The organism is Caulobacter sp. CCG-8, assembly GCF_037402475.1.
GTDB lineage: Bacteria > Pseudomonadota > Alphaproteobacteria > Caulobacterales > Caulobacteraceae > Caulobacter.
In genome coordinates this window covers 1-22,688 of sequence record NZ_JBBEUD010000031.1, presented here as the reverse complement: position 1 = coordinate 22,688, position 22,688 = coordinate 1, and the positions used below count along the sequence as shown (strand labels likewise).

21 protein-coding genes and 1 tRNA gene are annotated in these 22,688 nt (G+C 69.7%); 17 read left to right on the top strand and 5 right to left on the bottom strand.

The window, feature by feature from the left end; all coding sequences use genetic code 11:
- Positions 1–57: 57 nt before the first annotated feature.
- The 3 genes from WAE60_RS22375 (at position 58) to WAE60_RS22365 (ending at position 4,388) form a co-directional block, all read left to right on the top strand.
- Positions 58–1,314, top strand: coding sequence for a serine hydrolase domain-containing protein (locus tag WAE60_RS22375; RefSeq protein ID WP_337688905.1), 1,257 nt, complete (start codon positions 58–60; stop codon positions 1,312–1,314).
- Between the two features lie 84 nt (positions 1,315–1,398).
- The gene (locus WAE60_RS22370) at positions 1,399–2,739 is read left to right on the top strand and encodes an MFS transporter (RefSeq protein ID WP_029907417.1); all 1,341 of its coding nucleotides are present in this window, start codon (positions 1,399–1,401) and stop codon (positions 2,737–2,739) included.
- Complete coding sequence (locus tag WAE60_RS22365) at positions 2,736–4,388, top strand: carboxylesterase family protein (RefSeq protein ID WP_337688903.1); 1,653 nt, start codon at positions 2,736–2,738, stop codon at positions 4,386–4,388. Before WAE60_RS22370 ends, WAE60_RS22365 begins: the two co-directional genes overlap by 4 nt.
- Positions 4,389–4,391: 3 nt before the next feature.
- On the opposite strand, the gene WAE60_RS22360 is transcribed toward WAE60_RS22365, so the two are convergent.
- Entirely contained in the window at positions 4,392–5,831 is a 1,440-nt protein-coding gene (locus WAE60_RS22360) for an XRE family transcriptional regulator (RefSeq protein ID WP_029907415.1), read from the bottom strand.
- 166 nt (positions 5,832–5,997) lie between these two features.
- Here WAE60_RS22360 and WAE60_RS22355 point away from each other — a divergent pair, with 166 nt between their 5' ends.
- The 4 genes from WAE60_RS22355 to WAE60_RS22340 all read left to right on the top strand — a co-directional run bounded on the left by WAE60_RS22355 (position 5,998) and on the right by WAE60_RS22340 (position 10,393).
- Entirely contained in the window at positions 5,998–7,617 is a 1,620-nt protein-coding gene (locus WAE60_RS22355; RefSeq protein WP_337688901.1) for an isocitrate lyase, read from the top strand.
- Between the two features lie 46 nt (positions 7,618–7,663).
- On the top strand, positions 7,664–7,897 hold the full coding sequence (locus WAE60_RS22350; RefSeq protein ID WP_029907413.1) for a hypothetical protein: 234 nt from the start codon (positions 7,664–7,666) through the stop codon (positions 7,895–7,897).
- Between the two features lie 99 nt (positions 7,898–7,996).
- Positions 7,997–9,574, top strand: a complete 1,578-nt coding sequence (gene aceB / locus WAE60_RS22345; protein ID WP_337688898.1) for a malate synthase A — start codon at positions 7,997–7,999, stop codon at positions 9,572–9,574.
- Between the two features lie 111 nt (positions 9,575–9,685).
- Positions 9,686–10,393, top strand: a complete 708-nt coding sequence (locus tag WAE60_RS22340; RefSeq protein ID WP_337688896.1) for a heme-binding beta-barrel domain-containing protein — start codon at positions 9,686–9,688, stop codon at positions 10,391–10,393.
- Positions 10,394–10,399: 6 nt separating this feature from the next.
- On the opposite strand, the gene WAE60_RS22335 is transcribed toward WAE60_RS22340, so the two are convergent.
- Positions 10,400–10,486: transfer RNA gene (locus WAE60_RS22335), tRNA-Leu, on the bottom strand.
- Between the two features lie 183 nt (positions 10,487–10,669).
- Here WAE60_RS22335 and WAE60_RS22330 point away from each other — a divergent pair.
- The 4 genes from WAE60_RS22330 (at position 10,670) to WAE60_RS22315 (ending at position 14,077) form a co-directional block, all read left to right on the top strand.
- On the top strand, positions 10,670–11,959 hold the full coding sequence (locus WAE60_RS22330; RefSeq protein ID WP_337688894.1) for an amidohydrolase family protein: 1,290 nt from the start codon (positions 10,670–10,672) through the stop codon (positions 11,957–11,959).
- Positions 11,960–12,029: 70 nt separating this feature from the next.
- Entirely contained in the window at positions 12,030–13,040 is a 1,011-nt protein-coding gene (locus WAE60_RS22325) for a methionine ABC transporter ATP-binding protein (protein ID WP_337688892.1), read from the top strand.
- The gene (locus WAE60_RS22320) at positions 13,037–13,702 is read left to right on the top strand and encodes a methionine ABC transporter permease (RefSeq protein WP_029907408.1); all 666 of its coding nucleotides are present in this window, start codon (positions 13,037–13,039) and stop codon (positions 13,700–13,702) included. The genes WAE60_RS22325 and WAE60_RS22320 overlap by 4 nt, the downstream gene beginning before the upstream one ends.
- A 9-nt stretch (positions 13,703–13,711) precedes the next feature.
- Positions 13,712–14,077 carry a hypothetical protein gene (locus WAE60_RS22315; protein ID WP_337688890.1) on the top strand — a complete coding sequence of 122 codons (366 nt, stop codon included), beginning with the start codon at positions 13,712–13,714 and terminating at the stop codon, positions 14,075–14,077.
- Between the two features lie 3 nt (positions 14,078–14,080).
- On the opposite strand, the gene WAE60_RS22310 is transcribed toward WAE60_RS22315, so the two are convergent.
- Complete coding sequence (locus WAE60_RS22310) at positions 14,081–14,329, bottom strand: hypothetical protein (RefSeq protein ID WP_029907406.1); 249 nt, start codon at positions 14,327–14,329, stop codon at positions 14,081–14,083.
- A gap of 150 nt (positions 14,330–14,479) precedes the next feature.
- Between WAE60_RS22310 and WAE60_RS22305 the strand changes: the two genes are divergently transcribed.
- From WAE60_RS22305 to WAE60_RS22285, 5 genes are all read left to right on the top strand, one after another.
- The gene (locus WAE60_RS22305; protein ID WP_337688888.1) at positions 14,480–15,277 is read left to right on the top strand and encodes a MetQ/NlpA family ABC transporter substrate-binding protein; all 798 of its coding nucleotides are present in this window, start codon (positions 14,480–14,482) and stop codon (positions 15,275–15,277) included.
- A 109-nt stretch (positions 15,278–15,386) separates the two neighbouring features.
- Positions 15,387–16,118, top strand: a complete 732-nt coding sequence (locus WAE60_RS22300; protein ID WP_035018122.1) for a GntR family transcriptional regulator — start codon at positions 15,387–15,389, stop codon at positions 16,116–16,118.
- A gap of 9 nt (positions 16,119–16,127) precedes the next feature.
- On the top strand, positions 16,128–16,301 hold the full coding sequence (locus WAE60_RS22295) for a hypothetical protein (RefSeq protein WP_337688886.1): 174 nt from the start codon (positions 16,128–16,130) through the stop codon (positions 16,299–16,301).
- A gap of 144 nt (positions 16,302–16,445) precedes the next feature.
- Positions 16,446–18,869: a TonB-dependent receptor gene (locus tag WAE60_RS22290; protein ID WP_337688884.1), complete on the top strand. Its 2,424-nt coding sequence runs from the start codon at positions 16,446–16,448 to the stop codon at positions 18,867–18,869.
- Positions 18,869–20,137: an MFS transporter gene (locus WAE60_RS22285; RefSeq protein ID WP_337688882.1), complete on the top strand. Its 1,269-nt coding sequence runs from the start codon at positions 18,869–18,871 to the stop codon at positions 20,135–20,137. Before WAE60_RS22290 ends, WAE60_RS22285 begins: the two co-directional genes overlap by 1 nt.
- Before the next feature lie 76 nt (positions 20,138–20,213).
- On the opposite strand, the gene WAE60_RS22280 is transcribed toward WAE60_RS22285, so the two are convergent.
- Both WAE60_RS22280 and WAE60_RS22275 read right to left on the bottom strand, forming a co-directional pair.
- Entirely contained in the window at positions 20,214–20,927 is a 714-nt protein-coding gene (locus WAE60_RS22280; RefSeq protein WP_029907401.1) for a TorF family putative porin, read from the bottom strand.
- A 254-nt stretch (positions 20,928–21,181) separates the two neighbouring features.
- Complete coding sequence (locus WAE60_RS22275; RefSeq protein ID WP_337688879.1) at positions 21,182–21,985, bottom strand: SDR family NAD(P)-dependent oxidoreductase; 804 nt, start codon at positions 21,983–21,985, stop codon at positions 21,182–21,184.
- Positions 21,986–22,076: 91 nt separating this feature from the next.
- Between WAE60_RS22275 and queF the strand changes: the two genes are divergently transcribed.
- Entirely contained in the window at positions 22,077–22,532 is a 456-nt protein-coding gene (gene queF / locus WAE60_RS22270) for a preQ(1) synthase (protein ID WP_029907399.1), read from the top strand.
- The last annotated feature ends 156 nt before the right edge of the window (positions 22,533–22,688 follow it).

Below are 22,688 nucleotides of genomic sequence, written 5' to 3'. Positions count from 1 at the left end.
CCCCGTCCCCTCCCGCGGCGCGGCAGTGACCCTTACGAGGCCGGAGCGCCCCTCTTGATGACCCGTGACGTTTTCGGCCCCGCTCGAGGCTTCGACCTCGCCAAGCTCGCCACGGTGAGACCGGCGCTCCAGGCGTTCGTCGATCGCGGCGAGCTGGCGGGCGCGGTGACCCTGACGTCCCAGGGCGGCCAGGTCGTCCAGAGCGAGGCGGTCGGCTGGAGCGACCTGGAAACCCGCACGCCGATGCGGTCGGACACCCTGTTCCGCATCGCCTCGATGACCAAGCCGATCACCTCGGCGGCGGCCCTGATGCTGGTCGAGGAGGGCCGGATCGCCCTGGACGATCCGATCGCGCGCTGGATCCCGGAACTGGCCGACCCGCTGGTGCTGCGCGACGCGGCGGGGCCGCTGCGCGACGTGACGCCGGCCCGGCGTCCGATCACCGTCGAGGACCTGCTGACCCACCGCGCGGGGATCGCCTACGGCTTCTTCTCGGAGGGGCCGCTGAAGGCGGCCTACGAGCGGGCGCTGGGCGATCCGGCCATGACCCGCCTCACCGTCGACGAATGGCTGGCGGCCCTGGGCGGCCTGCCCCTGGCCTACCAGCCGGGCGAGCGCTTCCACTACGGCCACTCGACCGACGTGCTGGGCTTCCTGGTCGGCCGCGTCGAGGGCAAGCCGCTGCGCCAGGTCCTGCGGGAGCGCATCTTCGCGCCGCTGGGCATGGACGACACCGACTTCTGGCTGCCGCGCGACCAGCGCCGTCGCCTGGCCAGCCTCTACGCCTATGACGAGACGTCGGGCGGCCTCGCGAAGGTCGAGCCCGAGGTGTACGACGAACCGCCGGCCTATACGCCGGGCGGTGGCGGGCTGATCTCGACGGCGGGCGACTATCACCGGTTCGCGCGCATGATCCTGGGCGAGGGGACGCTCGACGGCGTCCGCCTGCTGCGGCCCGAGACCGTCGCCCTGATGCGGACCAACCGCTTGACGCAGGCCCAGCGCGAGGTGCCGTTCGCGGGCATGCCGCTGTGGCGCAAGTCCGGCTTCGGGCTGGGGCTGTCGGTGGCCGAGGACGTCGTCGACAATCCCTATGCCTGCGGAGCGCCGGGCGCGATGACCTGGCCGGGCATCTTCGGCACCTGGTGGCAGGCCGACCCGGCCAACGACCTGGTCATGATCTATCTGGTCCAGCACCGGGTGCCGGTCTCGGCCGGCTCGGGCGCGACCATCGCCAAGGGGCAGGGGGCGGCCGGCCGCCGCGCCTTGCCCGTCTACCAGCAGGCCGTCTATGCCGCCTTGCGGGACGCGTGAACCGACTATCCCATCCTGAACGCCCATCCTGAACGCCCATCCTGAACGATAGACGAGCCCCAAGGCTCGCGGTCCGAGGAAACGATGATGAGCAACGCCGAAGCCGTCCCCGTCGCGACCGCGCCGCCCCTTGTCGAAGGCGGGACCGCCGAGGCCCGCGCGCCCGACGCCAGGGCCTGGGTCGCCCTCGGCTGCCTGTGGTTCATCTACGTCCTGAACTTCCTGGACCGGCAGCTGCTGTCGATCCTGGCCAAGCCGATCCAGGACACCCTGCACATCACCGACAGCCAGTTGGGCCTGCTGGGCGGGCTCTATTTCGCGGCCTTCTATTGCTTCATCGCCATCCCGGTGGGCTGGCTGGCGGACCGGACCAACCGGGTGGCGGTGCTGGCCATCGCCTGCGGCATCTGGAGCGCGGCGACCATGGCCTGCGGCGTGGCCAAGACCTATGGCGGCTTCGCCGTGGCGCGGATGACGGTGGGCTTCGGCGAGGCGGGCGGCGTGCCGCCGTCCTACGCCATCATCACCGACTATTTCCCGCCGGGCCGGCGGGGCAGGGCCCTGGGCCTCTACAATCTGGGTCCGCCGGTGGGGGCGGCCCTGGGCATCGCGTTCGGCGCGTCGGTGGCGGCGGCGTTCAGCTGGCGCGACGCCTTCCTGGTGACCGGCGGCGTCGGCCTGGTCGCGGCCCTGGCCCTGACCTTCATCGTCCGCGAGCCCAAGCGCGGCGGACTGGACCGGGCGGCCGACGCGCCGGCTCCGCCCAAGGCGGGCTTCGGCGAGACCCTGCGCATGTTCGTCTGCCATCCCGCCCTGATGCTGGCCGCCCTGGGCGGCGGCGCGACCCAGTTCATCACCTACGGCCTGGGCAACTTCGCCACCCTGTTCCTGATGCGCGAGAAGGGCATGACCCTGCAGGAGGTCGCCCTCTGGTACGCGCTGGTCGTGGGCGTCGGCATGAGCGTGGGCATCTTCGGCTCGGGCTGGTTGATCGACCGGTTCACGCGGGTGTCCAAGCGCGCCTACGGCCTGGCGCCGGCCATCGGCCTGATCCTGGCCGTACCGTTCTTCCTGGCCTTCGTCTGGGCGCCGAGCTGGCCGCTGGCGATCGGCCTGCTGATCTTCCCGATGTGCCTGAACCACTTCTACCTGTCGCCCGCCGTCGCCCTGGTCCAGACCGAGGTCCGGCCCAATCAAAGAGTGATGTCGGGCGCCCTGCTGCTGCTGGTGATGAACTTCATCGGCCTGGGCCTGGGCCCGACCTATGTGGGCGCGGCCAGCGACTTCTTCCGCGCCGACCACCCGACAAACTCGCTGCAGATGGCGCTCTTCACCCTGGCCCCGTTCTACGCCCTGGCCATCGGCCTGTTCCTGGCGCTGGCGCGGCTGCTGGGCAAGGCCCCCAAGACCGGAGCCGTCCAATGACGAATTTCTTGAAGCCCCTTTTCGGCCTCGCGGGCGCCGTCGCCCTGCTGGCGGGTCCCGACCAGGCCTTCGCCGAGTCCGCGCGGCCGGTGGTCGTTGCGCCCGCGGGGACGGTGGAGGGCGTGGTCGACGGCGGCCTGCTGGCCTTCAAGGGCCTGCCCTACGCCGCCCCGCCGGTGGGCGCCGGCCGCTGGCGTCCGCCCGCGCCGGCCACGTTCTGGACAGGGACCCGCGACGCCGGCCAGTTCGGCGCCGCCTGCATCCAGCCCACGCCCGGCCCGGCGTCGGTCTATTCGACCGCCGAGGTCCCGACCAGCGAGGACTGCCTGACCCTGAACCTCTGGACCCCATCGACGACGGGCAAGGCCCCCGTGCTGGTCTGGATCCACGGCGGCTCCCTGACCTCGGGGACGGGCCGGTCCAACGGCTACAACGGCGCCAAGCTGGCGGCGACCGGCACGGTCGTCGTGACGATCAACTACCGGCTTGGCGCGCTGGGCTACCTGTCCCATCCCGAGCTCAGCAAGGAGTCGCCCGACGGCGTCTCGGGCAACTACGGCCTGCTGGACCAGATCGCGGCCCTGCAGTGGGTCCAGCACAACATCGCCGCGTTCGGCGGCGACCCCGCCAACGTCACCATCGCCGGGGAGTCGGCCGGGGCGCTCAGCGTCATGTACCTGATGGCCTCGCCTCGGGCGCGGGGGCTGTTCCACAAGGCGATCGCCCAGAGCGCCTACATGATCTCGACGCCCGAGCTGAAGACCGCCCGCTACGGCATGCCGTCGGGCGAGGGGGCGGGGGCCTATGTGGCCGGGGCGCTGAACGCGCCGAACCTGGCGGCCCTGCGCGCCATGGACCCGCAGGCGGTGACCGACGGCGCGGCCAAGGCCGGCTTCCTGCCCTTCGGGGTCGTGGACGGCAAGGTGCTGCCCCGCCAGCTGGTCGACACCTTCGATCGCGGCGAGCAGGCGCCCGCGCCGATCCTGGCCGGCTTCAACAGCGGCGAGATCCGCGCCCTGCGCTTCCTGGCCCCGCCGACGCCCAAGGGCGCGGCGGAGTACGAGAAGACGATCCGCGAACGTTACCGCGACCTGGCCGATGATTTCCTGGCGCTCTATCCGGCGACGAACCTGGAGGAGAGCGTCCTGGCCACCACCCGCGACGCCATGTACGGCTGGACGGCCGAGCGGTTGGTCCGGTCGCAGGCCAAGGCCGGCCATCCCTCGTTCCTCTATCTGTGGGACCACGGCTATCCGGCCATGGACCAGGCGGGCATCCACGCGTTCCACGCCAGCGAGATTCCGTTCATGTTCGGGAACATGGACCGCACCTCGCCGCGCTGGCCCAAGTCGCCGGACACGCCGGAGGAACGGGGACTTTCCCGGGCCATGATCGGCTACTGGACCAGCTTCGCGCGGACCGGTCGGCCCCAGGCCGCTGGTGCTGCTGATTGGCCGGCCTATGCGCCGGGTGGCGGCTACATGGCCTTTCGCGACAAGCCGACGGCCGCCGCCGACCTGATGCCGGGCATGTTCGCGCTGAACGAGCGGGTCATGTGCCGGCGGCGGGCCAGTGGCGACCAGGCCTGGAACTGGAACGTCGGCCTGGTGTCCCCGGTCATGCCCGGCCCGACGCCCGCCTGTCCCTGAGGGCTAGCGGGCGAAGGGGAAGGGGGACAGCGACTTGCTGTTCTCCTCGACCAGCAGGGTCCGATTGATCGGCGCCGCCGCGCGCTGCGGGCAGGCCGGACGCTCGCAGATCCGGCACGAGGGGCCGATCTCGATGGTGATCGGGTTGGCCATGTCCAGCCCGCGCGCCTGGACCAGCTTGCCCGCATATTTCAGCTCGCAGCCCAGGCCGACGACCAGCTCGTCCTCCAGCCCCGCCTGCAGGCCCGACACCCGCCGCACGGTGCGCGACAGGGTGAAGTAGCGCTCGCTGTCGGGCGTCTCGATCACCTGGGTGACGATGCGGCCGGGGGTCTTGAAGCTGTCGTGGACGTTCCAGCGCGGACAGGCGCCGCCGAACCGCGAGAACGGGAACGGCCCTGCCGCGAAGCGCTTGGAGATGTTCCCCGCCGCGTCCAGCCGCATCATGAAGAACGGCACCCCGCGCGAGCCCGGACGGCCCAGGGTGGTCAGGCGCTGGGCGGCCTGCTCGTAGCTGACGCCGAAGCGCGGCCGCACCCGCTCGATGTCGTAGCCGGTGGACTCCATGGCCGCCAGGAACGGCTCGTAGGGCATCATGATCGCCGCGGCCAGGTAGCCGTCCAGGAACACCTTCAGCAGCTGGCGGGTGGCGCGGTCGGGGGCGTTGAAGCGGTCGGTCAGGTCGGTCAGAACCTGGCCGCCCTCCATCAGCCCCAGCTGGTAGCACATGCCGAAGATGCGGCTGGCCGGGGCCAGGGTCTCCGACAGCATCAGGCGCTTGCGGTGGTGGTCGTAGCGGCGCAGCGAGCCGGTCATCACCTCCACCGGCATGACGCGGCACTGGACGCCGTACTCGCGCAGCAGCCGCTCGCGCACGGCGGGGCCCAGGTCCTGCGGGTCGGCCTTCAGCTTGGCCAGGATCGTCTCGGCCAGGGTCTCCAGTTCGGCGAAGTGGTTGCGCTGGGCGCCGACGAGGTCGCGGACCCAGTCGGTCGGCGACTGGCCCGAGACCGGCCCCGCGCCGTCCGGCCGCTCGAAGGCGCCCAGGTCGATCAGCCGTCCCCGGTCCAGATAGGCGCGATAGAGCCGGGTCATGGCCTCGGCCAGGCCGGGCGACAGCTCGGCCACCTCGGCGACCTCGTGGCGACCGACGCCCAGGTCGGCGAACATCTTGTCGGCCAGCACCTCCTCCAGCCCCGCCCCGCCGCCGGGATCGTCGGCCGACAGGCTGCGCAGGTCCAGGTCGTAGGCGTCGGCCAGGCGCAGCAGCAGTTGGGCGGTGACCGGCCGCTGGTTGCGCTCGAGGAGGTTCAGATAGCTGGGCGAGACGCCCAGCTCCTCGGCCATCCGCGCCTGGGTCACGCCCAGGTCGCGCCGCAGCCGCTTCAGCCGTCCCCCCAGGAAAAGCTTCTTGTCGCCTTGTTTCTTATCGAGCGTCGCCATTCAGTCAATTTGTCACGACTTTACAGAAATTACAAAGTCGATCTTTGACAATTTGCCCTCAATAGGTTCGACCGTTCCGGCGGCGCGGCGTTAGGTCCCCAACGACAAGTTTTCCTTGGCCCGCAAGGCTTACCGCCCCGGGCTCCGAAGTTGGGACCGAACGACCATGACGCAGCGCAAGACCTATGCCGACCACCGCGACGCCCTGCTGGCGCGCTATCCGAACGGCGTCGCGCCGGGCGGGGTCGACATCGACGCCATCATCCAGCTGAAGCTGCAGAACACCTTCAACACCCACCTCGACATCGCCCGCGCCATGGCCCCGGTCATGCGTGCCGACATGGCCGCCTACGACGCCGACAGCGCCAAGTTCACCCAGTCGCTGGGCTGCTGGTCGGGCTTCCACGCCCAGCAGATGATCAAGTCGGTCAAGCGCCTGCGCGGCACGACCAAGGGCGCTTATGTCTATCTGTCCGGCTGGATGGTCGCGGGCCTGCGCAACCGCTTCGGCCACCTGCCCGACCAGTCGATGCACGAGAAGACCTCGGTCGTCGACCTGATCGAGGAGATCTACGTCTCGCTGCGCCAGGCCGACGAAGTGGCCATCAACGACCTGTTCAAGGCCCTGAGCACCGCCCGTGAGGCCGGCGACCAGGTCGCCGAGCAGGCCGCGATCAAGGCCATCGACAACTTCGAGACCCACGTGGTGCCGATCATCGCCGATATCGACGCCGGCTTCGGCAACGAGCACGCGACCTATCTGCTGGCCAAGGAGATGATCAAGGCCGGCGCCTGCTGCCTGCAGATCGAGAACCAGGTCAGCGACGCCAAGCAGTGCGGCCACCAGGACGGCAAGGTCACCGTGCCGCGCGAGGACTTCATCGAGAAGCTGCGCGCCTGCCGCCTGGCCTTCGAGGAGCTGGGCGTCGACGAGGGCGTGATCGTCGCCCGCACCGACAGCCTGGGCGCCGGCCTGACCCAGAAGATCCCGGTCAGCCAGGAGCCGGGCGACCTGGCCAGCGACTACATCAAGTGGCTGAAGACCGAGCCCGTCACGGCGCAGAACCCGCTGAAGGACGGCGAGTTGGCGATCATGAAGGACGGCGCGTTCGTGAAGCCCGTGCGCATGCCCAACGGCCTGTTCGCCTTCCAGGACGGCACCGGCCGCCAGCGCGTCATCGAGGACTGCATCGCCAACCTCACCCAGGGCGGCGCCGACCTGCTGTGGATCGAGACCGACACCCCTAATGTCGACGAGATCGCCTCGATGGTGGCCGAGATCCGCAAGGTCGTTCCGAACGCCAAGCTGACCTACAACAACTCGCCGTCGTTCAACTGGACCCTGAACCTGCGCAAGCAGGTCCGCGACCAGTGGATCGCCGAGGGCAAGATCCACAAGGACAGCTATCCCGAAGGTAATTCGCTGATGTCGGCCGAGTACGACAAGAGCGACCTGGGCCGCGAGGCCGACGAGCGCCTGGCCCGCTTCCAGGTCGACATCTCGGCCCGCGCCGGGGTGTTCCACAACCTGATCACCCTGCCGACCTTTCACCTGACGGCCAAGAGCGTGGACGAGCTGTCGCGCGGCTACTTCGGCGAGGACCGCATGCAGGCCTACGTCAACACCGTGCAGCGCGAGGAGATCCGCCGCGGGGTGTCGGCCGTGAAGCACCAGCACGAGGTCGGCTCGGACCTGGGCGACACCTTCAAGGAGATGGTCGCCGGCGAGCGCGCCCTGAAGGCCGGCGGCCACGCCAACACCATGAACCAGTTCGCCGCCGAATAGCGGCGAACCTTCAACCTCCCCTTCCACCCGATCGAGGATTCATCCCATGACCGCCACGCAATTCGCTCCCGCCGCCATGCCGAACTCCAGCGACCAGCAACGGGCGGTCGACCGGGTGGCCGAGGCCGCGCACCGTCTCAACGAGGCGGTGCAGCGGGCCATCGCGGCCGGCTATTCGGTCGAACTGGTGCGCACCTCGCGTCACCACGACGGCGCCGGCAACTGGGGCGACCAGATCGTCCCGACCGTCCGGGGCGGAGGGCAGAACGGCGCCGCCTAAGAGCGCCGGGCCCTCAACAAGACGTACGCTTCATCTAGTATCCATGCGGCTTCCCGGGGCGAGGGTCCCGGGAAGCCCTCACGACCACGGGAATTCCTCATGCCGCTCGACGTCGCCGCCCATATCCAAGTCACCGGCCCGGTCGAGGGTCGCGCGGTGGAAGTGCTCACCCCCGAGGCCCTGGCCTTCGTGGCCGACCTGCACCGTCGCTTCGACGCCCGTCGCCGCCAGCTGCTGGAAGCCCGCCAGATGCGCCAGGCCCGCTTCGACGCCGGCGAGCTGCCCGACTTCCTAGCCGAGACCTCGCACGTCCGCGCCGCCGACTGGGCCGTCGCCCCGGTCCCGGCCGACCTGCTGGACCGCCGCGTCGAGATCACCGGCCCGGTCGACCGCAAGATGATCATCAACGCCCTGAACTGCGGGGCCAAGGTGTTCATGGCCGACTTCGAGGACGCCACCGCCCCCACCTGGGCCAATGTCATCGAGGGCCAGGTCAATCTGAAGGATCGCTGGCAGGGCGAGCTGACCCACGTCGACCCGAAGTCCGGCAAGGCGTACGCCATGGGCCCGACCCCGGCGGTGCTGAAGGTGCGCCCGCGCGGCTGGCACCTGATGGAGCGCCACCTGGAGGTCGACGGCCAGGCCGTGGCCGGGGCGCTGTTCGACTTCGGCCTCTACGCCTTCCACAACGCCAAGGCGGCGATCGCCAAGGGTTCGGGTCCGTACTTCTACCTGCCCAAGCTGGAAAGCCACCTGGAGGCCCGCCTCTGGAACGACGTGTTCGTCCGCGCCCAGGAGGCCCTTGGCCTGCCGGTCGGGACGATCAAGGCCACCGTGCTGATCGAGACGATCCCGGCCGCCTTCGAGATGGACGAGATCCTGTTCGAGCTGAAGGACCACATCGTCGGCCTCAACTGCGGACGCTGGGACTACATCTTCTCGTTCATCAAGCGCCTGGGCCGTCGCGCCGAGTTCCTGACGCCGGACCGCTCGGCCATGGTCATGGGCAAGGCCTTCCTGGGCGCCTATTCGCTGAAGCTGATCCAGACCTGTCACCGCCGCGGCGCCTTCGCCATGGGCGGCATGGCGGCCCAGATCCCGGTCAAGGGCGACGACGCCGCCAACCAGGCCGCCTTCGCCAAGGTCAAGGCCGACAAGGAGCGCGAGGCCGGGGCCGGCCACGACGGCACCTGGGTCGCCCACCCCGACCTGGTCCCCGTGGCGATGGAGGTCTTCGACCGCCTGATGCCGACGCCGAACCAGCGCGACAAGACCCTGGCCGACCTCGACATCACCCAGCCCCAGATGCTGGAGCTGCACGAGGGCGTCCGCACCGAGGCCGGCGTGCGCGAGAACATCCGCGTCGGCGTGCGCTACACCCAGGCCTGGCTGGAAGGCCGCGGGGCCGTGCCGCTCTACAACCTGATGGAGGACGCCGCGACCGCCGAGATCTGCCGCACCCAGCTGTGGCAGTGGGTGCGCCTGGGCGCGGCCCTGGACGACGGGCGGGTGCTGAGCTCGGAACTGTTCGTCAGCCTGTTCACCCAGGAGATGGCCGACCTGCGCCGCGACTTCGGCTCGCCGCGCCTGGAGGAGGCCGCGCACATGTTCACGCGCATGGTCCTTTCCGACACCCTCGAGGAGTTCCTGACCATTCCGGCCTACGAACTGCTCTGAACTCCGGACGACGGGCGCGGGGGCGTTGACCTCGGCGCCCGTCGATGGGATTTCGGCTCCGAGGATGCTTGGCCGTGACGGACACGGCGGCGCGCGCGAGAACCGAACCCGATGCACGACTTCCCCGACGACATCTTCACCGAGCCGGAAGATGTGGATCCCGACACCCTGGCCAATCTGGGTCCGCTGCGGCGGCTGGCCGGCGTGTGGGAAGGCCGCAAGGGCGTCGACCTGAACCCCAAGGCCGAGGGGCCGGAGCGGCGCGACTATCTCGAGCGCATCGAGATGCAGCCGATCGATCCCCAGGCCAACGGACCCCAACTGCTCTACGGCCTGCGCTACCACGTCCACATCGTCGCCTCGGACGAGGACACGACCTTCCACGACCAGGTCGGCTACTGGCTGTGGGAGCCCGCGACGGGGCTGATCATGCAGACCCTGGCGATCCCGCGCGGCCAGACGGCCCTGGCCAAGGGCCAGGCCGCGCCGGACGGCTCGGGCCTGATCGTAAGGGCGGATCGCGGCGGGCCGGGCTACGGCATCTGCTCGACCGACTTCCTGGAGTGGGCGTTCCGGACCGATTCCTACGAGCTGGACGTGAAGTTCGACGCCGACGGCGGCTGGTCGTACGTCTCCACCACCATGCTGCAGGTCCGCGGCCGCACCGCGCCCTTCCGCCATGTCGACCGCAACACCCTGCGCAAGGTGGCCGAGCCCCGGCCCAACCCCTCCGCGCGCGTGGCGGCCGGCAAGGCGAACCGGACCGAAGCGCACGGCTTCGCCGTCGGTGGAGCCTTGGACGTTCCGGTCGTCGAATAGGAGAGGTGGTGCGGGCGGCCGGGGTCGAACCGGCATAGCCTTGCGGCTGACGGATTTTAAGTCCGCTGCGTCTACCAGTTTCGCCACGCCCGCGCTGGTCCTGCCCGTATAGGCTGGGGGGAGAGTCCCGCCAAGGGCGAGCGCGGCCTTCGCGGGCGCCCTCGTTCTTGGCACGGGCGCGAAACGTGGCCGTTACGGCTCGACGTCCCTTCGGCGCGTGATAGCGTCGCCGTTCTGGATCGCCCGGAAAGAGGGCGGGGACGGGGATAAGTGATCATGCAGCGTCAACTGGCCGCTCTGGCCTTCATCGCGGCGGCGGCCGTCGCGCCGCTGGCCCCCACTGTGGCCCAGGCGGCCGACATCAAGGTGGTGCGCGCCGCGCGGCTGCTGGACGTGGCCACCGGCAAGTATGTCGACAATCCGCAGGTGGTGATCATCGACGGTCGGATCACCGCGGTGGGCAAGGCGGGCGACGCCACGCCGCTGGGCGCGGTGGTGACCGACCTGCCGGGCGCGACCCTGCTGCCCGGCCTGATCGACATGCACACCCACATCAGCGCCGTGGCCGAGATCGGCGGCTACAACAGCCTGGAATTCAGCGACGCCTTCTGGAGCGTGGTCCAGACCGCCAACGCCAAGAAGACCCTGGAGGCGGGCTTCACCACCATCCGCAACGTCGGCTCGGACCGGTTCGACGACGTGGGCCTGCGCGAGGCGATCGACGGAGGCTATGTGGACGGGCCGCGCATCGTCACGGCCACCTACGCCATCGGCGCCACGGGCGGCCACTGCGACTCGACCTTCTTCCCGCCGTCGATGGACCAGAAGAGCCCCTACAACGTCGACAGCCCCGACGAGGGCCGCAAGGTGGTGCGCACGCTGAAGAAGTACGGCGCCCAGGTGATCAAGATCTGCGCGACGGGCGGGGTGTTCTCGCACGGCGACGAGCCGGGCCAGCAGCAGCTGACCCTGGCCGAGATGACCGCCATCGTCGACGAGGCCCACATGGCCGGGCTGAAGGTCGCCGCCCACGCCCACGGCGCGGCGGGGATCAAGGACGCCATCCGCGCCGGCGTCGACACCATCGAGCACGCCAGCCTGGTCGACGACGAGGGCATCAAGCTGGCCGTCCAGAAGGGCGCCTACTTCTCGATGGACATCTACAACACCGACTACACCCAGGCCGAGGGCGCCCGGAACGGCGTGCTGGAGGACAACCTGCGCAAGGACCGCGACATCGGCGAGCTGCAGCGCGAGAACTTCCGCAAGGCCCTGAAGGCCGGGGTGAAGATGATCTTCGGCACCGACGCCGGGGTCTATCCGCACGGGACCAACGCCAAGCAGTTCGCCGTGATGGTCCGCTATGGCGCCACGCCCCTGCAGGCGATCCAGGCCGCGACGATCACCGCCTCCCAGGCGCTGGGCCGCGAGAAGGACGTCGGCCAGGTGGCCGTGGGCCGCTACGGCGACCTGATCGCGGTGGACGACGACCCCCTGACCGACGTCACGACGCTGGAGCGGCCGGTGTTCGTGATGAAGGGCGGGGCGGTGGTGAAGCGGCCCTGACGGGCTCGCCTCTCGCCAAATGGAGCGGCAGCGCCTAAATGCAGCGGCTCCATAACGCCCGGGCCCGATCGTGATCACCTTCCAAGACGTCTCCAAGACCTATGCCGGGGGCGGCGCCAAAGACGATGGGCGCGCCGCTCTGAGCGGGGTCGACCTGTCGGTCGCGCCCGGCGAGGTGTTCGGCGTGATCGGCGCCTCGGGCGCGGGCAAGTCCACCCTGATCCGGTTGATCAACGGCCTGGAGAAGCCGTCGGGCGGCAAGGTCGTGGTCGACGGCGACGACGTGGCGGCCCTGGGCGTCGAAGGGCTGCGGTCCCTGCGTCGTCGGGTCGGGATGATCTTCCAGCACTTCAACCTGCTGTCGTCCAAGACCGTGGCCGGCAACGTCGCCTTCCCGCTGAAGCTGGCCGGCAAGCCCGACGCCGAGGTCAAGGCGCGCACCGCCGAGCTGCTGGCGCGGGTGGGGCTGAGCGACTTCGCGAACAAGTATCCGGCCCAGCTGTCGGGCGGCCAGAAGCAGCGCGTCGGCATCGCCCGCGCCCTGGCGACCGGCCCCAAGGTGCTGCTGTGCGACGAGGCCACCAGCGCGCTGGATCCCGAGACCACCGAACAGATCCTGGAGCTGATCTCCAACCTCAACCGCGAGCTGGGCCTGACCATCGTGCTGATCACCCACGAGATGGACGTGGTCCGCCGCGTCTGCGACCGGGTGGCGGTGCTGGAGGGCGGCCGGGTGGTCGAGAGCGGCCCGGTCGAGCAGGTGTTCCTGCATCCGGCCAGCGCCACGGCCCGGCGGTTCGTCACCGAGGCGGAAGGCGAGCCGGGCGAGGGGGCCGTCGTCGGCGGCCGCGTGGTGCGCCTGACCTTCAAGGGCGAGGCCACCTACAAGCCGATCCTGGGCGCGGTGGCCCGCGAGACCGGCGTCGACTACTCGATCCTGGGCGGCCGCATCCACCGCCTGCGCGAGACGCCCTACGGCCAGCTGACCCTGTCCCTGACCGGCGGCGACGTCGAGGCGGCGATCCGGCGGTTCCAGGCCGACGGCGTCCGGGTGGACCTGGTCGGGGAGGCCGGCCGATGAGCGGCTTCATGGACAACATCGACTGGTCGGAGATCGGCCAGGCGACGCTCGACACCCTGTCGATGCTGGGCGGCTCCATGGCCCTGACCGTGGTGCTGGGCCTGCCGCTGGGCGTGATCCTGTTCCTGACCGGCAAGGGCCAGATGCTGCAGAACCGCGTCGCCAACGGCGTGCTGTCGCTGGTGATCAACATCCTGCGCTCGGTGCCGTTCGTGATCCTGCTGATCGTGATGATCCCCCTGACCGTGGCCCTGGTCGGCACCTCGCTGGGCGTGGCCGGAGCGATCCCGCCGCTGGTGGCCGGCGCCGCGCCGTTCTTCGCCCGCCTGGTCGAGACGGCCCTGCGCGAAGTGGACAAGGGCGTGATCGAGGCCAGCTTCGCCATGGGCGCCAAGCGGCGGCAGGTGGTGCTGGGCGCCCTGCTGCCGGAAGCCATGCCGGGCCTGATCGCCGCGGCCACCGTCACCGCCATCGCCCTGGTGTCCTACACCGCCATGGCCGGCGTGGTGGGCGCGGGCGGCCTGGGCGACCTGGCCATCCGCTTCGGTTACCAGCGCTTCCAGACCGACGTGATGGTGGTGACCGTGGTGCTGCTGCTGGTGCTGGTCCAGGCGCTGCAGATGGTCGGCGACGCGGTGGTGCGCCGCGTCTCGCACCGCTAGGACGATCCCATGACCGACGACATCCCCATCCTCTCCGCCCCGCCGCCCGAACACTGGGACGAGGGCTTCGCCCAGGGCCTGGTCGGCAAGACCATGCTGGTGAACCTGACCTTCCTCGACGCCGAGGGCGAGGTGGAGGGCCGCGAGGCCTTCTACGGCGTGGTGATCACCGCCGACGCGGAGGAGGGCGTCCTGCTCGACCTGCTGGGTCCGCAGGACGGCGACACCACGACCCTGCCGCCCCAGACCTCGAACATCCGCCCCGCCGAGCCGGGCCTCTATCCGCTGACCGGCGGCGAGAGCGTCGAGAACCCCGACTTCCTGTCCAGCTGGACGATCGCCGGGCCGGAAGAGCCGGCGAACGACGAGGAATAGGCCCTAGGCCTGGTCGAACGGGAACGGCAGCCGGCCGGCCTTGAACAGGATCACCGGGTTCTCGTCATAGTCGCCCAGCTCGACGTCGGCCGAGGCGGCGAAGGCCACGACGCCCTCGCGCAGCGGGGCCAGGCGCTCGGCCTTGCGGCGGGCTTCCTCGGCGTCCTTGCAGCCGACCTGCTGCTCGGCCTTCAGCCCCTTGCCGCGGCCGGCCTTGTAGGCTTGGACGATGTAGACGGTTTCTCGGGCCATCCCCATCCAGGCGACCTGTTCGCGGGTCGGGTCAAGGCGCGATCGTGAAATGATCCAAGACTCTGCGCCCCGGTTCAGGAAAACTGATTTCCCGGTCCAGTCGGAAACGGGCAATACCCGACCCGTCTAATCGCCTTTACGGAGCCGTTCATGGTCGCCCGCCGCGCCCTTCTCGTCAGCCTCGCCGTCCTGTCGCTCGCCGCGTGCGCCAAGAAGCCCGCCGCCAGCGCCGGCGACACCCTGACGGTCGCCGCCACGGCCATCCCGCACGCCGAGGTGCTGGAGTTCATCAAGCCGAAGCTGGCGGCGCAGGGGCTGAAGATCGAGGTCAAGGTCTTCAACGACTACGTCCAGCCCAACATCCAGGTCGCCGAGAAGCGCATGGACGTCTCCTATTTCGAGACCCTGCCGTACCTGGAGACCTTCAATCGCGACAAGGGCACCAATCTGGTGCCGGTGATCGGCGTGCACATCGAGCCGATCGGCGCCTATTCGCACCGCTACAAGTCGATCGCCGAGCTGCCCCAGGGCGCGACGGTGGCCATCCCCAACGACGCCTCGACCGAGGACCGCACCCTGCGGCTGCTGGCCAAGAACAACGTCATCGGGCTGGACCTCGGCAAGGCCGGCCTGAGCCTCAAGGACATCGCCAGCAACCCCAAGGGCCTGAAGTTCAAGGAGCTGGAGGGCGCGACCCTGCCGCGCACCCTGGACCAGGTGGACCTGGCGGTGATCAACACCAACTACGCCCTCGACGCCAAGCTGGACCCGGCCAAGGACGCCCTGCTGATCGAGGACAAGAACAGCCCCTATGTGAACTATCTGGTCGGCCGGCCCGACAACAAGGACGACCCGCGCGTCCAGAAGCTGGCCAAGGCCCTGACTTCGCCCGAGGTGAAGGCCTTCATGGAGCAGAAGTATCACGGCGCGGTGGTGCCGGCCTTCTAGGCAATCTCAGGATGCGCGCCCTTACGGGCGCGCCCGCCCTGGCGCGGCCTGACATTTCACCGTACATATCAGGGCTTACTGCCTTCGGAGCCCCGCCTTGCGACAGTTCATGGCCCCTGACGACGCCTCGGCCGGGGGCGGCCGCGACCGGATGCTGGTGCTGGACGTCTGCTCGTCCTCGGGCCTGGAGGACTGGTCGCCCGACCTGCAGAAGGCCAAGGTCTACGAGCGCATCCTGCTGGACCTGATCCTGGGCCGCCTGGCGCCCGGCGCGCGGCTGGACGAGCAGTCGCTGGCGGCGCGCTACGACGCGGGCCTGGCCGGCGTGCGCGACGCCCTGGGCCGCCTGGCCCTGGAAGGCCTGGTGATCCGCCGCGCCCGCTCCGGCACCACGGTGGCGCCGCTGGACCTGGTCGAGCTGCGCCAGGGCTACGAGGCCCGGGCCCTGATCGAGCCGCACTGCGCCGGCCTGGCGGCCCGCAACGCCAGTAAGGCCGAGGCCGAGGCGATCCGCGCGGCCTTCGACGACGGCGAACGGGCGGCCCGCGACCGCGACCTGCCGTCCCTGGTGGCCATGGACCAGCGCTTCCACGCCGCCGTGGCCCGCGCCGGCGGCAACATGGCCCTGGCCCGCATCCTGATCCCCCTGCAGCACAAGGCCGCCCGCTACTGGGTGTTCTCGTTCGGCGCGGCCACCGAAGCCGAGCTGATCGCCGACGTCGAGCAGCACCGGGCCGTTGCCGACGTGATCGCCAGCGGCGACGTCGAAGGCGCCAAGCTGGCGATGATGCGCGTGCTCAACATCATGCCCGAAGCCACTCGGCCGATGGTCGAAGGGTAGGCGGCGCCGATGAACCCGACGCGCGCGGCGATGTTTTGGGGATCCGCCATCGCGGCGGGTATGGTCTTCACGCTCTTCGTTCACGGCCTGTTTCCCAGCGGAAGATGGGTGGCGGCGACGATCGGTGGCGCGGTCGCGCTGACCAGCCTTGGAATCCTGATCTCCTCGAAACTGAAGCGTTAGTCGCGGGCCCGGGACGCGCCTTTCTCTAACAGCGCCACCAATATATTTCATTCTGAAATTTCACATAACGTTTTGACGAACGTTGCGTAAGGTCCCATTTGCTAGCTTCGCCGCCGCTCCCCCGGCGGGCCTGGAGCTTTCGAGATGCCGATCCGCGCCTATCTGCTCGCTTCCGCCATGGCTGTCGGCGTGTTCGCGTCGGGCCAGGCCTTCGCGCGCGAAGGGGGCGAGGACGCGCCGCAGAACATCGCGGGGGGCGACGCCGTCGACGCGGTGATCGTCCAGGCGCGCGACAAGGCCGGCCTTCTGGAGAAGCAGCCCAGCACCACCGTGTTCGGCCTGGAGAAGCCGCTGCTGGAGACCCCGCGCTCGGCCAGCTTCGTCAGCGACACCACCCTGACCCGCTACGGCATCGAGACCATCGACGGCCTGACCTCGGTCTCGCCGGGGACCTACACCGCCAGCTTCTACGGCGTGCCGGGCGCGCTCAATATCCGCGGCACCCTGGCCGAGAACTACTTCCGCGGCTTCAAGCGGGTCGAGAACCGCGGCACCTATTCCACCCCCATCGGCGGTGCGGCCCAGATCGAGATCGTGCGCGGCCCGCCGGCCCCGATCTACGGCTCGGGCAAGGTCGGCGGCATGCTGAACTTCATCCCCAAGTCGGCGCGCGACGAGGGCCGGTTCCTGACCGATCCCAAGGGCGAGATCACCGCCACGCTCGGCGCCTACGACAAGAAGAACCTGACCGGCCAGGTCGCCCTGCCGGTCAAGCTGGGCGCGGCCGACGGCGGGATCTACGCCTATGGCGAGCTGGATGATTCCAAGAGCTTCTATCGCGGCCTGCACCCCAAGCGGCAGCTGGCCGAGATTTCGGCCGACTTCGACTTGAACAACGGCTGGAGCACGGCCTTCGGCGGCATGGTCTATCACTCGACCGGCGACATCCAGACGCCCGGCTGGAACCGCCTGACCCAGGACCTGATCGACCACCAGACCTACATCACCGGCCGCGACACCAGCCTGGTCGACGCCGACGGCAACGGCCGGATCACCCCGAACGAGGTGGGCCCCTATCCGTTCGGCAGCGCGCTCTACATCCCGTACTACGGCTTCCCCGCCAGCGACGCCAACCACACCCTGGACACCGGCGTGGGGACCACTAAGCTGGACCCGCGCACGGTCTATGTCAGCGCCGCCGACTTCTCCAAGACCCGCACCAACACCCTCTATTTCGACCTGGCCAAGCGGTTCGACGACGACAGCGTGCTGAAGCTGCAGCTGTTCTACGACGACCAGGAGAACAAGCGCTTCGTCAGCTACGGCTATCCGGCCTGGTTCGACAGCCATGTCTGGGAGGCGCGGGCCAGCTATGCGTTCAAGCGCGAGTTCGGATCGGTCAGCACGACCACCATCGTCGGCGCCGGCTATCGGGAGTTCGAGGGACACCGCCGCGAGAGCTTCAACAGCGGCCTGATCGCCATTGACCGCCGCGACCTCTCGGTCGGCGCCCAGCCCAACGACATCATCGACAGCCCGTTCAGCACCGAGCCGGCCGGTGTCCAGGGGCTGGAATGGGAGAACGACAACCGGGGCACGTGGAGCCAGACGGGCCTGTTCTTCACCAGCGACGTCAAGTTCGGCCAACGCCTGACCCTGACCCTGGGCGGGCGCTACGACTGGTACGACGTCGCCGCCCAGGACACCGGCTTCCTGACCTTCGCCCCCACGGGCCGCCAGGCCGACAGCCGGGGGAAGGGGACCTACAGCGCCAGCCTGACCTACCAGACCCCGGTCGGCCTGATGCCCTACATCAGCTACGCCAAGGCCTCGGCGCTCGAGGTCAGCCAGGCGGGCGAGGTGGCCCCGAACCTGGTCGCCGACGGCTCGTGGCTGTCGGACAGCGACCTGGCCGAGGCCGGCGTGAAGTTCCAGCTGCTGAAGGGGACCCTGGTCGGCTCGCTGGCCGCCTATCGCCAGAACCGCACCCAGCTGTCGGGCCTGACGCCGGTGGTGCAGGGCACGCGGGCCAAGGGCGTGGAGCTGGAGGTCCGCTGGCTGGCGTCCGAGCACCTCAGCTTCACGGCCACGGCCAACGCCCAGCACACCACGGTGAAGGGGCCGGACAACTCGTTCCAGTACATCCCGGCCTATACGGCGGGCGTGCCCGGCGCCCAGGGCTATGGCGGCTCCTATGTGGTCTGGACGTTCAGCAGCCTGGCGGGCCGGGCGGGCGACTACGACTACACCCTGATCCCCAAGTCGGTGGTCAGCCTGTACGGCGCCTACACCAGCGACAGGCACGACTGGGGGCAGGCCGGGGCGACCCTGGGCGTCACCCACGTGACCAAGACCTCAGGCCTGGTGCAGGACGCGGTGACCTATCCCGCCTACGCCGTGGTCAACGCCTCGGCCTATGTGACGCGCGGGCCGTACACCGCCGAGCTCAACGTCGATAATCTGTTCGACAAGCTCTATTTCACCCCCGACGCCGACACCTATGCCAATCTCGGGGCCTTGCCCGGCAAGGGGCGGGAATGGCGCGTGACCCTGAAGCGGACGTTCTGATGACCGACCTGTCGATTCCCCGGACCGCGAGCGCCTTCCGGCCCTGGCTGCTGGTCGCCGTCTTCAGCCTGCTGCTGTTCCTGATCACCGCCGCGACCTATTCCTCGCTGGGCGTGGTGATCCCGGCCATGGTGCCGGAGCTGGGCTGGAGCTGGGAGCACGCCTTCCTGGGTTTCACGATCCTGGGGGTCTTCACCGGCCTGTCGTCCTGGTTGCCAGCCATGCTGATCCGCGGGATGGGCGTGCGCGGCGCGATCCTGGTCGGGGTGGCGGTGATGGCGGGCGGGCTGTTCTGCCTGTCGCGGGTCCACGCCCTGCCGATCTACTTCTTCGGGACGGCCCTGTGCGGGATCGGCTTCCAGATGGCGGCCCTGATTCCCGGCACCCACGTGCTGTCGGCGATCTTCAAGGAACGCGCCCTGCCGTTCGGGATCTACTTCACCTTCGGCGCCCTGGGCGGGGTGGCCGGGCCGTGGATGGTGGTCAGCGCGCTCACCGCGACCCACAACGACTGGCGGCTCTACTGGGCCCTGCAGGCCCTGGCGGTCGGCCTGGTCGGCCTGCTGTGCGCCGTGGCGGTGGGCGGGCCGCGCTGGCTGGAGCAGGCGGGCGCCGCGCTGGACCGCGAGCTGGACGCCGAGGCCAAAGCCGGCGTCACGCCGACAGGCGTCTATCACACCGACCACGAATGGAGCGTCCGCGACGCGGTGCGCACGCCGCAGTTCTACGTGCTGCTGGCCGCCTATTTCAGCCACCTGCTGGCCGGCATCAGCGCCGCCAGCCTGACCCAGGCCCACCTGACCCAGCTGGGCGTGGCCGGCGCGGTGGCGGCGGGCATGCTCAGCCTGGAGGGCGGCATGCAGGTGGTCGCCCGCCTGGGCGGCGGCGCGATCGGCGACCGGGTGGACCCGCGCTGGCTGCTGGTCTTCGCCCAGGGACTGCTGGTGGTCGGCCTGCTGGCCCTGTCGCAGGCTACGACGCCGCTGCTGCTGACGCTGTACGCGGTAGGCGTGGGCGTCGGGTTCGGCCTGACCGTGCTGGCCGTCAGCCTGCTGCTGCTGAACTATTTCGGCCGCCGCAACAATGTCGAGCTGTTCTCCCTGACCTGCCTGATCGGGGCGGTGTCGGCGGCCGGGCCGTTCATCGGCGGCGCGATCCGCGACCGCGTCGGCTCGTTCACCCCGGCCTTCGAGCTGTTCGCGGCCCTGACGGCGGTGGTGTTCGTGGCGGCGCTGTTCATGCGCCCGCCGTCCGCGCCCAAGGCCTAGGGCGGGGCTCCGGCCAAAGAAAAGGCCGCCTCGACAGTGTCGAGGCGGCCCGTTCCTGACTTCTGGAGCGCGTGGCTTAGAAGGCGACCTTCAGCGAGGCGGTGACCGTCGCGTGATAGATCTTGCCGTAGTCGCTCTTGTTGGTGTCCGAGTAGCGGAAGTCGGCGCTGATGTGATCGTTGATCGCGGCGGTGACGCCGGCGTTCCAGGTCACGTAGCTGGTCGTCTGGCCGCCGAAGTAGTTCTCGGCGTCGACGTCCTGACGGCCAACGGCGCCGCTCAGGGTCAGCTTTTCTTCCAGCGGGATCGAGCCGTTCAGCTCGTAGTACAGGGCTTCGCCGCCCTTGCCCGGGAATTCCGGCGAGTAGTACAGCGCGGCGCCGACGGTGGCCGGACCGGCCGGGATCGAACCCGCGGCCTTGACTTCGAAGTAGCTGAACGAGCCCGGGGCGCCGTTCTTGTCCTTGTCGTAGCCGTAGTAGATGACGCCGAAGTCCAGCGAAGCCGGGCCGACCGTCGGACGCACGCCGGCGTACAGGTCGATTTCGGTGTCGGGGTTCGGGGTGCCGAAGTCGACGTTCGAGGCCCAGACGCCCGCGTAGCCGATGCCGTAGGTGGCGTCGACGCCGCCGAAGACTTGGCCGTTGGTGTTGGTGTTGCTGATGCCGCGGAAGATGTAGTTGCTGGCGATGCCGGCGTTGTACGAGAGCTTCAGCTCTTCAGCCATCGCGGCGCCGCCCATGGCGACCGAAGCGGCGGCGGCGACCAGCGCCAGTTTCATGAACTTCATGTGTTCTATCCCCTTATTTCGTTTTGCCGACCGAAGGGTTTGGAGCCTTCGCCGTCCAGCGACGCCTGCAAGCGTGTTGTGGCACAACTGGAATAGTCGTGGACTACACCCTAGTTGCAATCGCGATGGTTAAATCGCCAGCAGAAACGGCGCCCCGAGCACAAGGAATAAGCGAAGTGTGACGATTTTGCTGCAGAAGTGGCGTGGGGCGCCACAGTGTCGGGGACGCGGTTGTTTGAGCTTTACCTGCGGCCTCAGCGCATCGTCAGGCTGGCGCCGCCCAGGTGCAGGCCCGCGTCCACCAGCAGGGTTTCGCCCGTGACGTGTTTTGATGCGGGCGAGGCCAGGAACACGGCGGACCCCGCGATGTCCTCGGCGGTGGAGGCGACCTTCAGCGGCGTGGCGGCCGCCGCGCCGGCGCGCAGCCGGTCGACCCGCTCGGCGTCCATGGCCTTGCCGAACCAGGGCGTGTCGATGAAGCCGGGGCAGACGGCGTTGACGCGGATGCGCGGCGCCAGGGCCCGGGCCAGCGACAGGGTCATGGTGGTCAGGGCCCCCTTGGAGGCGGCGTAGGGCACCGACGAGCCGTTGCCGACCACTCCGGCGATCGAGGCGGTGTTGACCACGGCCCCGGGCTGGGGCGCGGCCTCCAGCAGGCTGCGCGCGGCGCGGACCATCTGGAAGGCGCCCACAACGTTGACCGCGTAGAGGCGCAGGAAGTCGTCGGCGTCGACCGCGTCGAGATCGGCGTGGTTGGGCGCGAACTTGGTGATCCCGGCGTTGTTGAACAGCGCGTCGATGCGGCCCGTGCCCGCCGCGGCCTGGGCGATTCGGCGGCAGTCGGCGTCCTGGGCCACGTCGCCCCGGACCAGGACGGCCTTGGCGCCCTCGGCCTCGACCAGCCGGGCGGTCTCCTCGGCCTCGGCGGCGCTGCTGGCGAAGTTGACGACCACCAGGCCGGCGCCGCGCCGGGCGGTCTCCACCGCCATGGCCCGGCCCAGGCCCGTGGAGGCGCCGGTGACCACCACCGTGAAACCGTCGAAATCCCGTCCGCTCATGGTGTTTCCTCGTCCCAACGCTTGTTTGGCGCGACGATAGCGACACCGCGCGCGCTTGTCTCGCGGGGGCGCGGGGCCTAGATGACCGGCCATGACCGAACTTCATGTGACCCAGCTGGGCCAGGTGGTGGAGCCCGCCGCCAGCCCCGACCAGGCCGTCCTCGAGCGCGTGCCCAACCCGCAGAGCGACGTGACCTATCTGGCCCGCTTCGTGGCCCCCGAATTCACCTCGCTGTGCCCGGTGACCGGCCAGCCCGACTTCGCGCACCTGGTGATCGACTACGCGCCCGGCGACTGGCTGATCGAGAGCAAGTCGCTGAAGCTGTATCTGACCAGCTTCCGCAACCACGGCTCGTTCCACGAGGACTGCACGGTCAAGATCGGCCGCAAGATCGTCGAGATCGCCCAGCCGCGCTGGCTGCGCATCGGCGGCTACTGGTATCCGCGCGGCGGCATCCCCATCGACGTGTTCTGGCAGACCGGTCCGGCGCCGGAAGGGCTGTGGGTGCCCGACCAGGGCGTGGCGCCGTATCGCGGCCGGGGCTGATACCGACCGCCAGATAATAAAGAGAAGGGGGGGGGGGGGGGGGGGGGGGGGGGGTGGTGGGGGGGGGGGGGGGGGGGGGGGGGGGGGGGGGGGTGGGGGGGGTGGGGGGGGGGGGGGGGGGGGGGGGGGGGGGGGGGGGGGGGGGGGGGGGGGGGG

Bases quoted from the DNA above. Each gene is read 5' to 3' on its own strand.
- WAE60_RS22355 (WP_337688901.1), top strand. From the start codon at position 5,998: ATGACGCAGCGCAAGACCTATGCCGACCACCGCGACGCCCTGCTGGCG.
- WAE60_RS22350 (WP_029907413.1), top strand. From the start codon at position 7,664: ATGACCGCCACGCAATTCGCTCCCGCCGCCATGCCGAACTCCAGCGAC.
- WAE60_RS22340 (WP_337688896.1), top strand. From the start codon at position 9,686: ATGCACGACTTCCCCGACGACATCTTCACCGAGCCGGAAGATGTGGAT.
- WAE60_RS22375 (WP_337688905.1), top strand. From the start codon at position 58: ATGACCCGTGACGTTTTCGGCCCCGCTCGAGGCTTCGACCTCGCCAAG.
- WAE60_RS22320 (WP_029907408.1), top strand. From the start codon at position 13,037: ATGAGCGGCTTCATGGACAACATCGACTGGTCGGAGATCGGCCAGGCG.
- WAE60_RS22280 (WP_029907401.1), bottom strand. From the start codon at position 20,927: ATGAAGTTCATGAAACTGGCGCTGGTCGCCGCCGCCGCTTCGGTCGCC.
- WAE60_RS22295 (WP_337688886.1), top strand. From the start codon at position 16,128: ATGAACCCGACGCGCGCGGCGATGTTTTGGGGATCCGCCATCGCGGCG.
- WAE60_RS22290 (WP_337688884.1), top strand. From the start codon at position 16,446: ATGCCGATCCGCGCCTATCTGCTCGCTTCCGCCATGGCTGTCGGCGTG.
- WAE60_RS22330 (WP_337688894.1), top strand. From the start codon at position 10,670: ATGCAGCGTCAACTGGCCGCTCTGGCCTTCATCGCGGCGGCGGCCGTC.
- WAE60_RS22370 (WP_029907417.1), top strand. From the start codon at position 1,399: ATGATGAGCAACGCCGAAGCCGTCCCCGTCGCGACCGCGCCGCCCCTT.
- queF (WP_029907399.1), top strand. From the start codon at position 22,077: ATGACCGAACTTCATGTGACCCAGCTGGGCCAGGTGGTGGAGCCCGCC.
- WAE60_RS22305 (WP_337688888.1), top strand. From the start codon at position 14,480: ATGGTCGCCCGCCGCGCCCTTCTCGTCAGCCTCGCCGTCCTGTCGCTC.
- WAE60_RS22275 (WP_337688879.1), bottom strand. From the start codon at position 21,985: ATGAGCGGACGGGATTTCGACGGTTTCACGGTGGTGGTCACCGGCGCC.
- WAE60_RS22310 (WP_029907406.1), bottom strand. From the start codon at position 14,329: ATGGCCCGAGAAACCGTCTACATCGTCCAAGCCTACAAGGCCGGCCGC.
- WAE60_RS22365 (WP_337688903.1), top strand. From the start codon at position 2,736: ATGACGAATTTCTTGAAGCCCCTTTTCGGCCTCGCGGGCGCCGTCGCC.
- WAE60_RS22285 (WP_337688882.1), top strand. From the start codon at position 18,869: ATGACCGACCTGTCGATTCCCCGGACCGCGAGCGCCTTCCGGCCCTGG.
- WAE60_RS22315 (WP_337688890.1), top strand. From the start codon at position 13,712: ATGACCGACGACATCCCCATCCTCTCCGCCCCGCCGCCCGAACACTGG.
- aceB (WP_337688898.1), top strand. From the start codon at position 7,997: ATGCCGCTCGACGTCGCCGCCCATATCCAAGTCACCGGCCCGGTCGAG.
- WAE60_RS22360 (WP_029907415.1), bottom strand. From the start codon at position 5,831: ATGGCGACGCTCGATAAGAAACAAGGCGACAAGAAGCTTTTCCTGGGG.
- WAE60_RS22300 (WP_035018122.1), top strand. From the start codon at position 15,387: ATGGCCCCTGACGACGCCTCGGCCGGGGGCGGCCGCGACCGGATGCTG.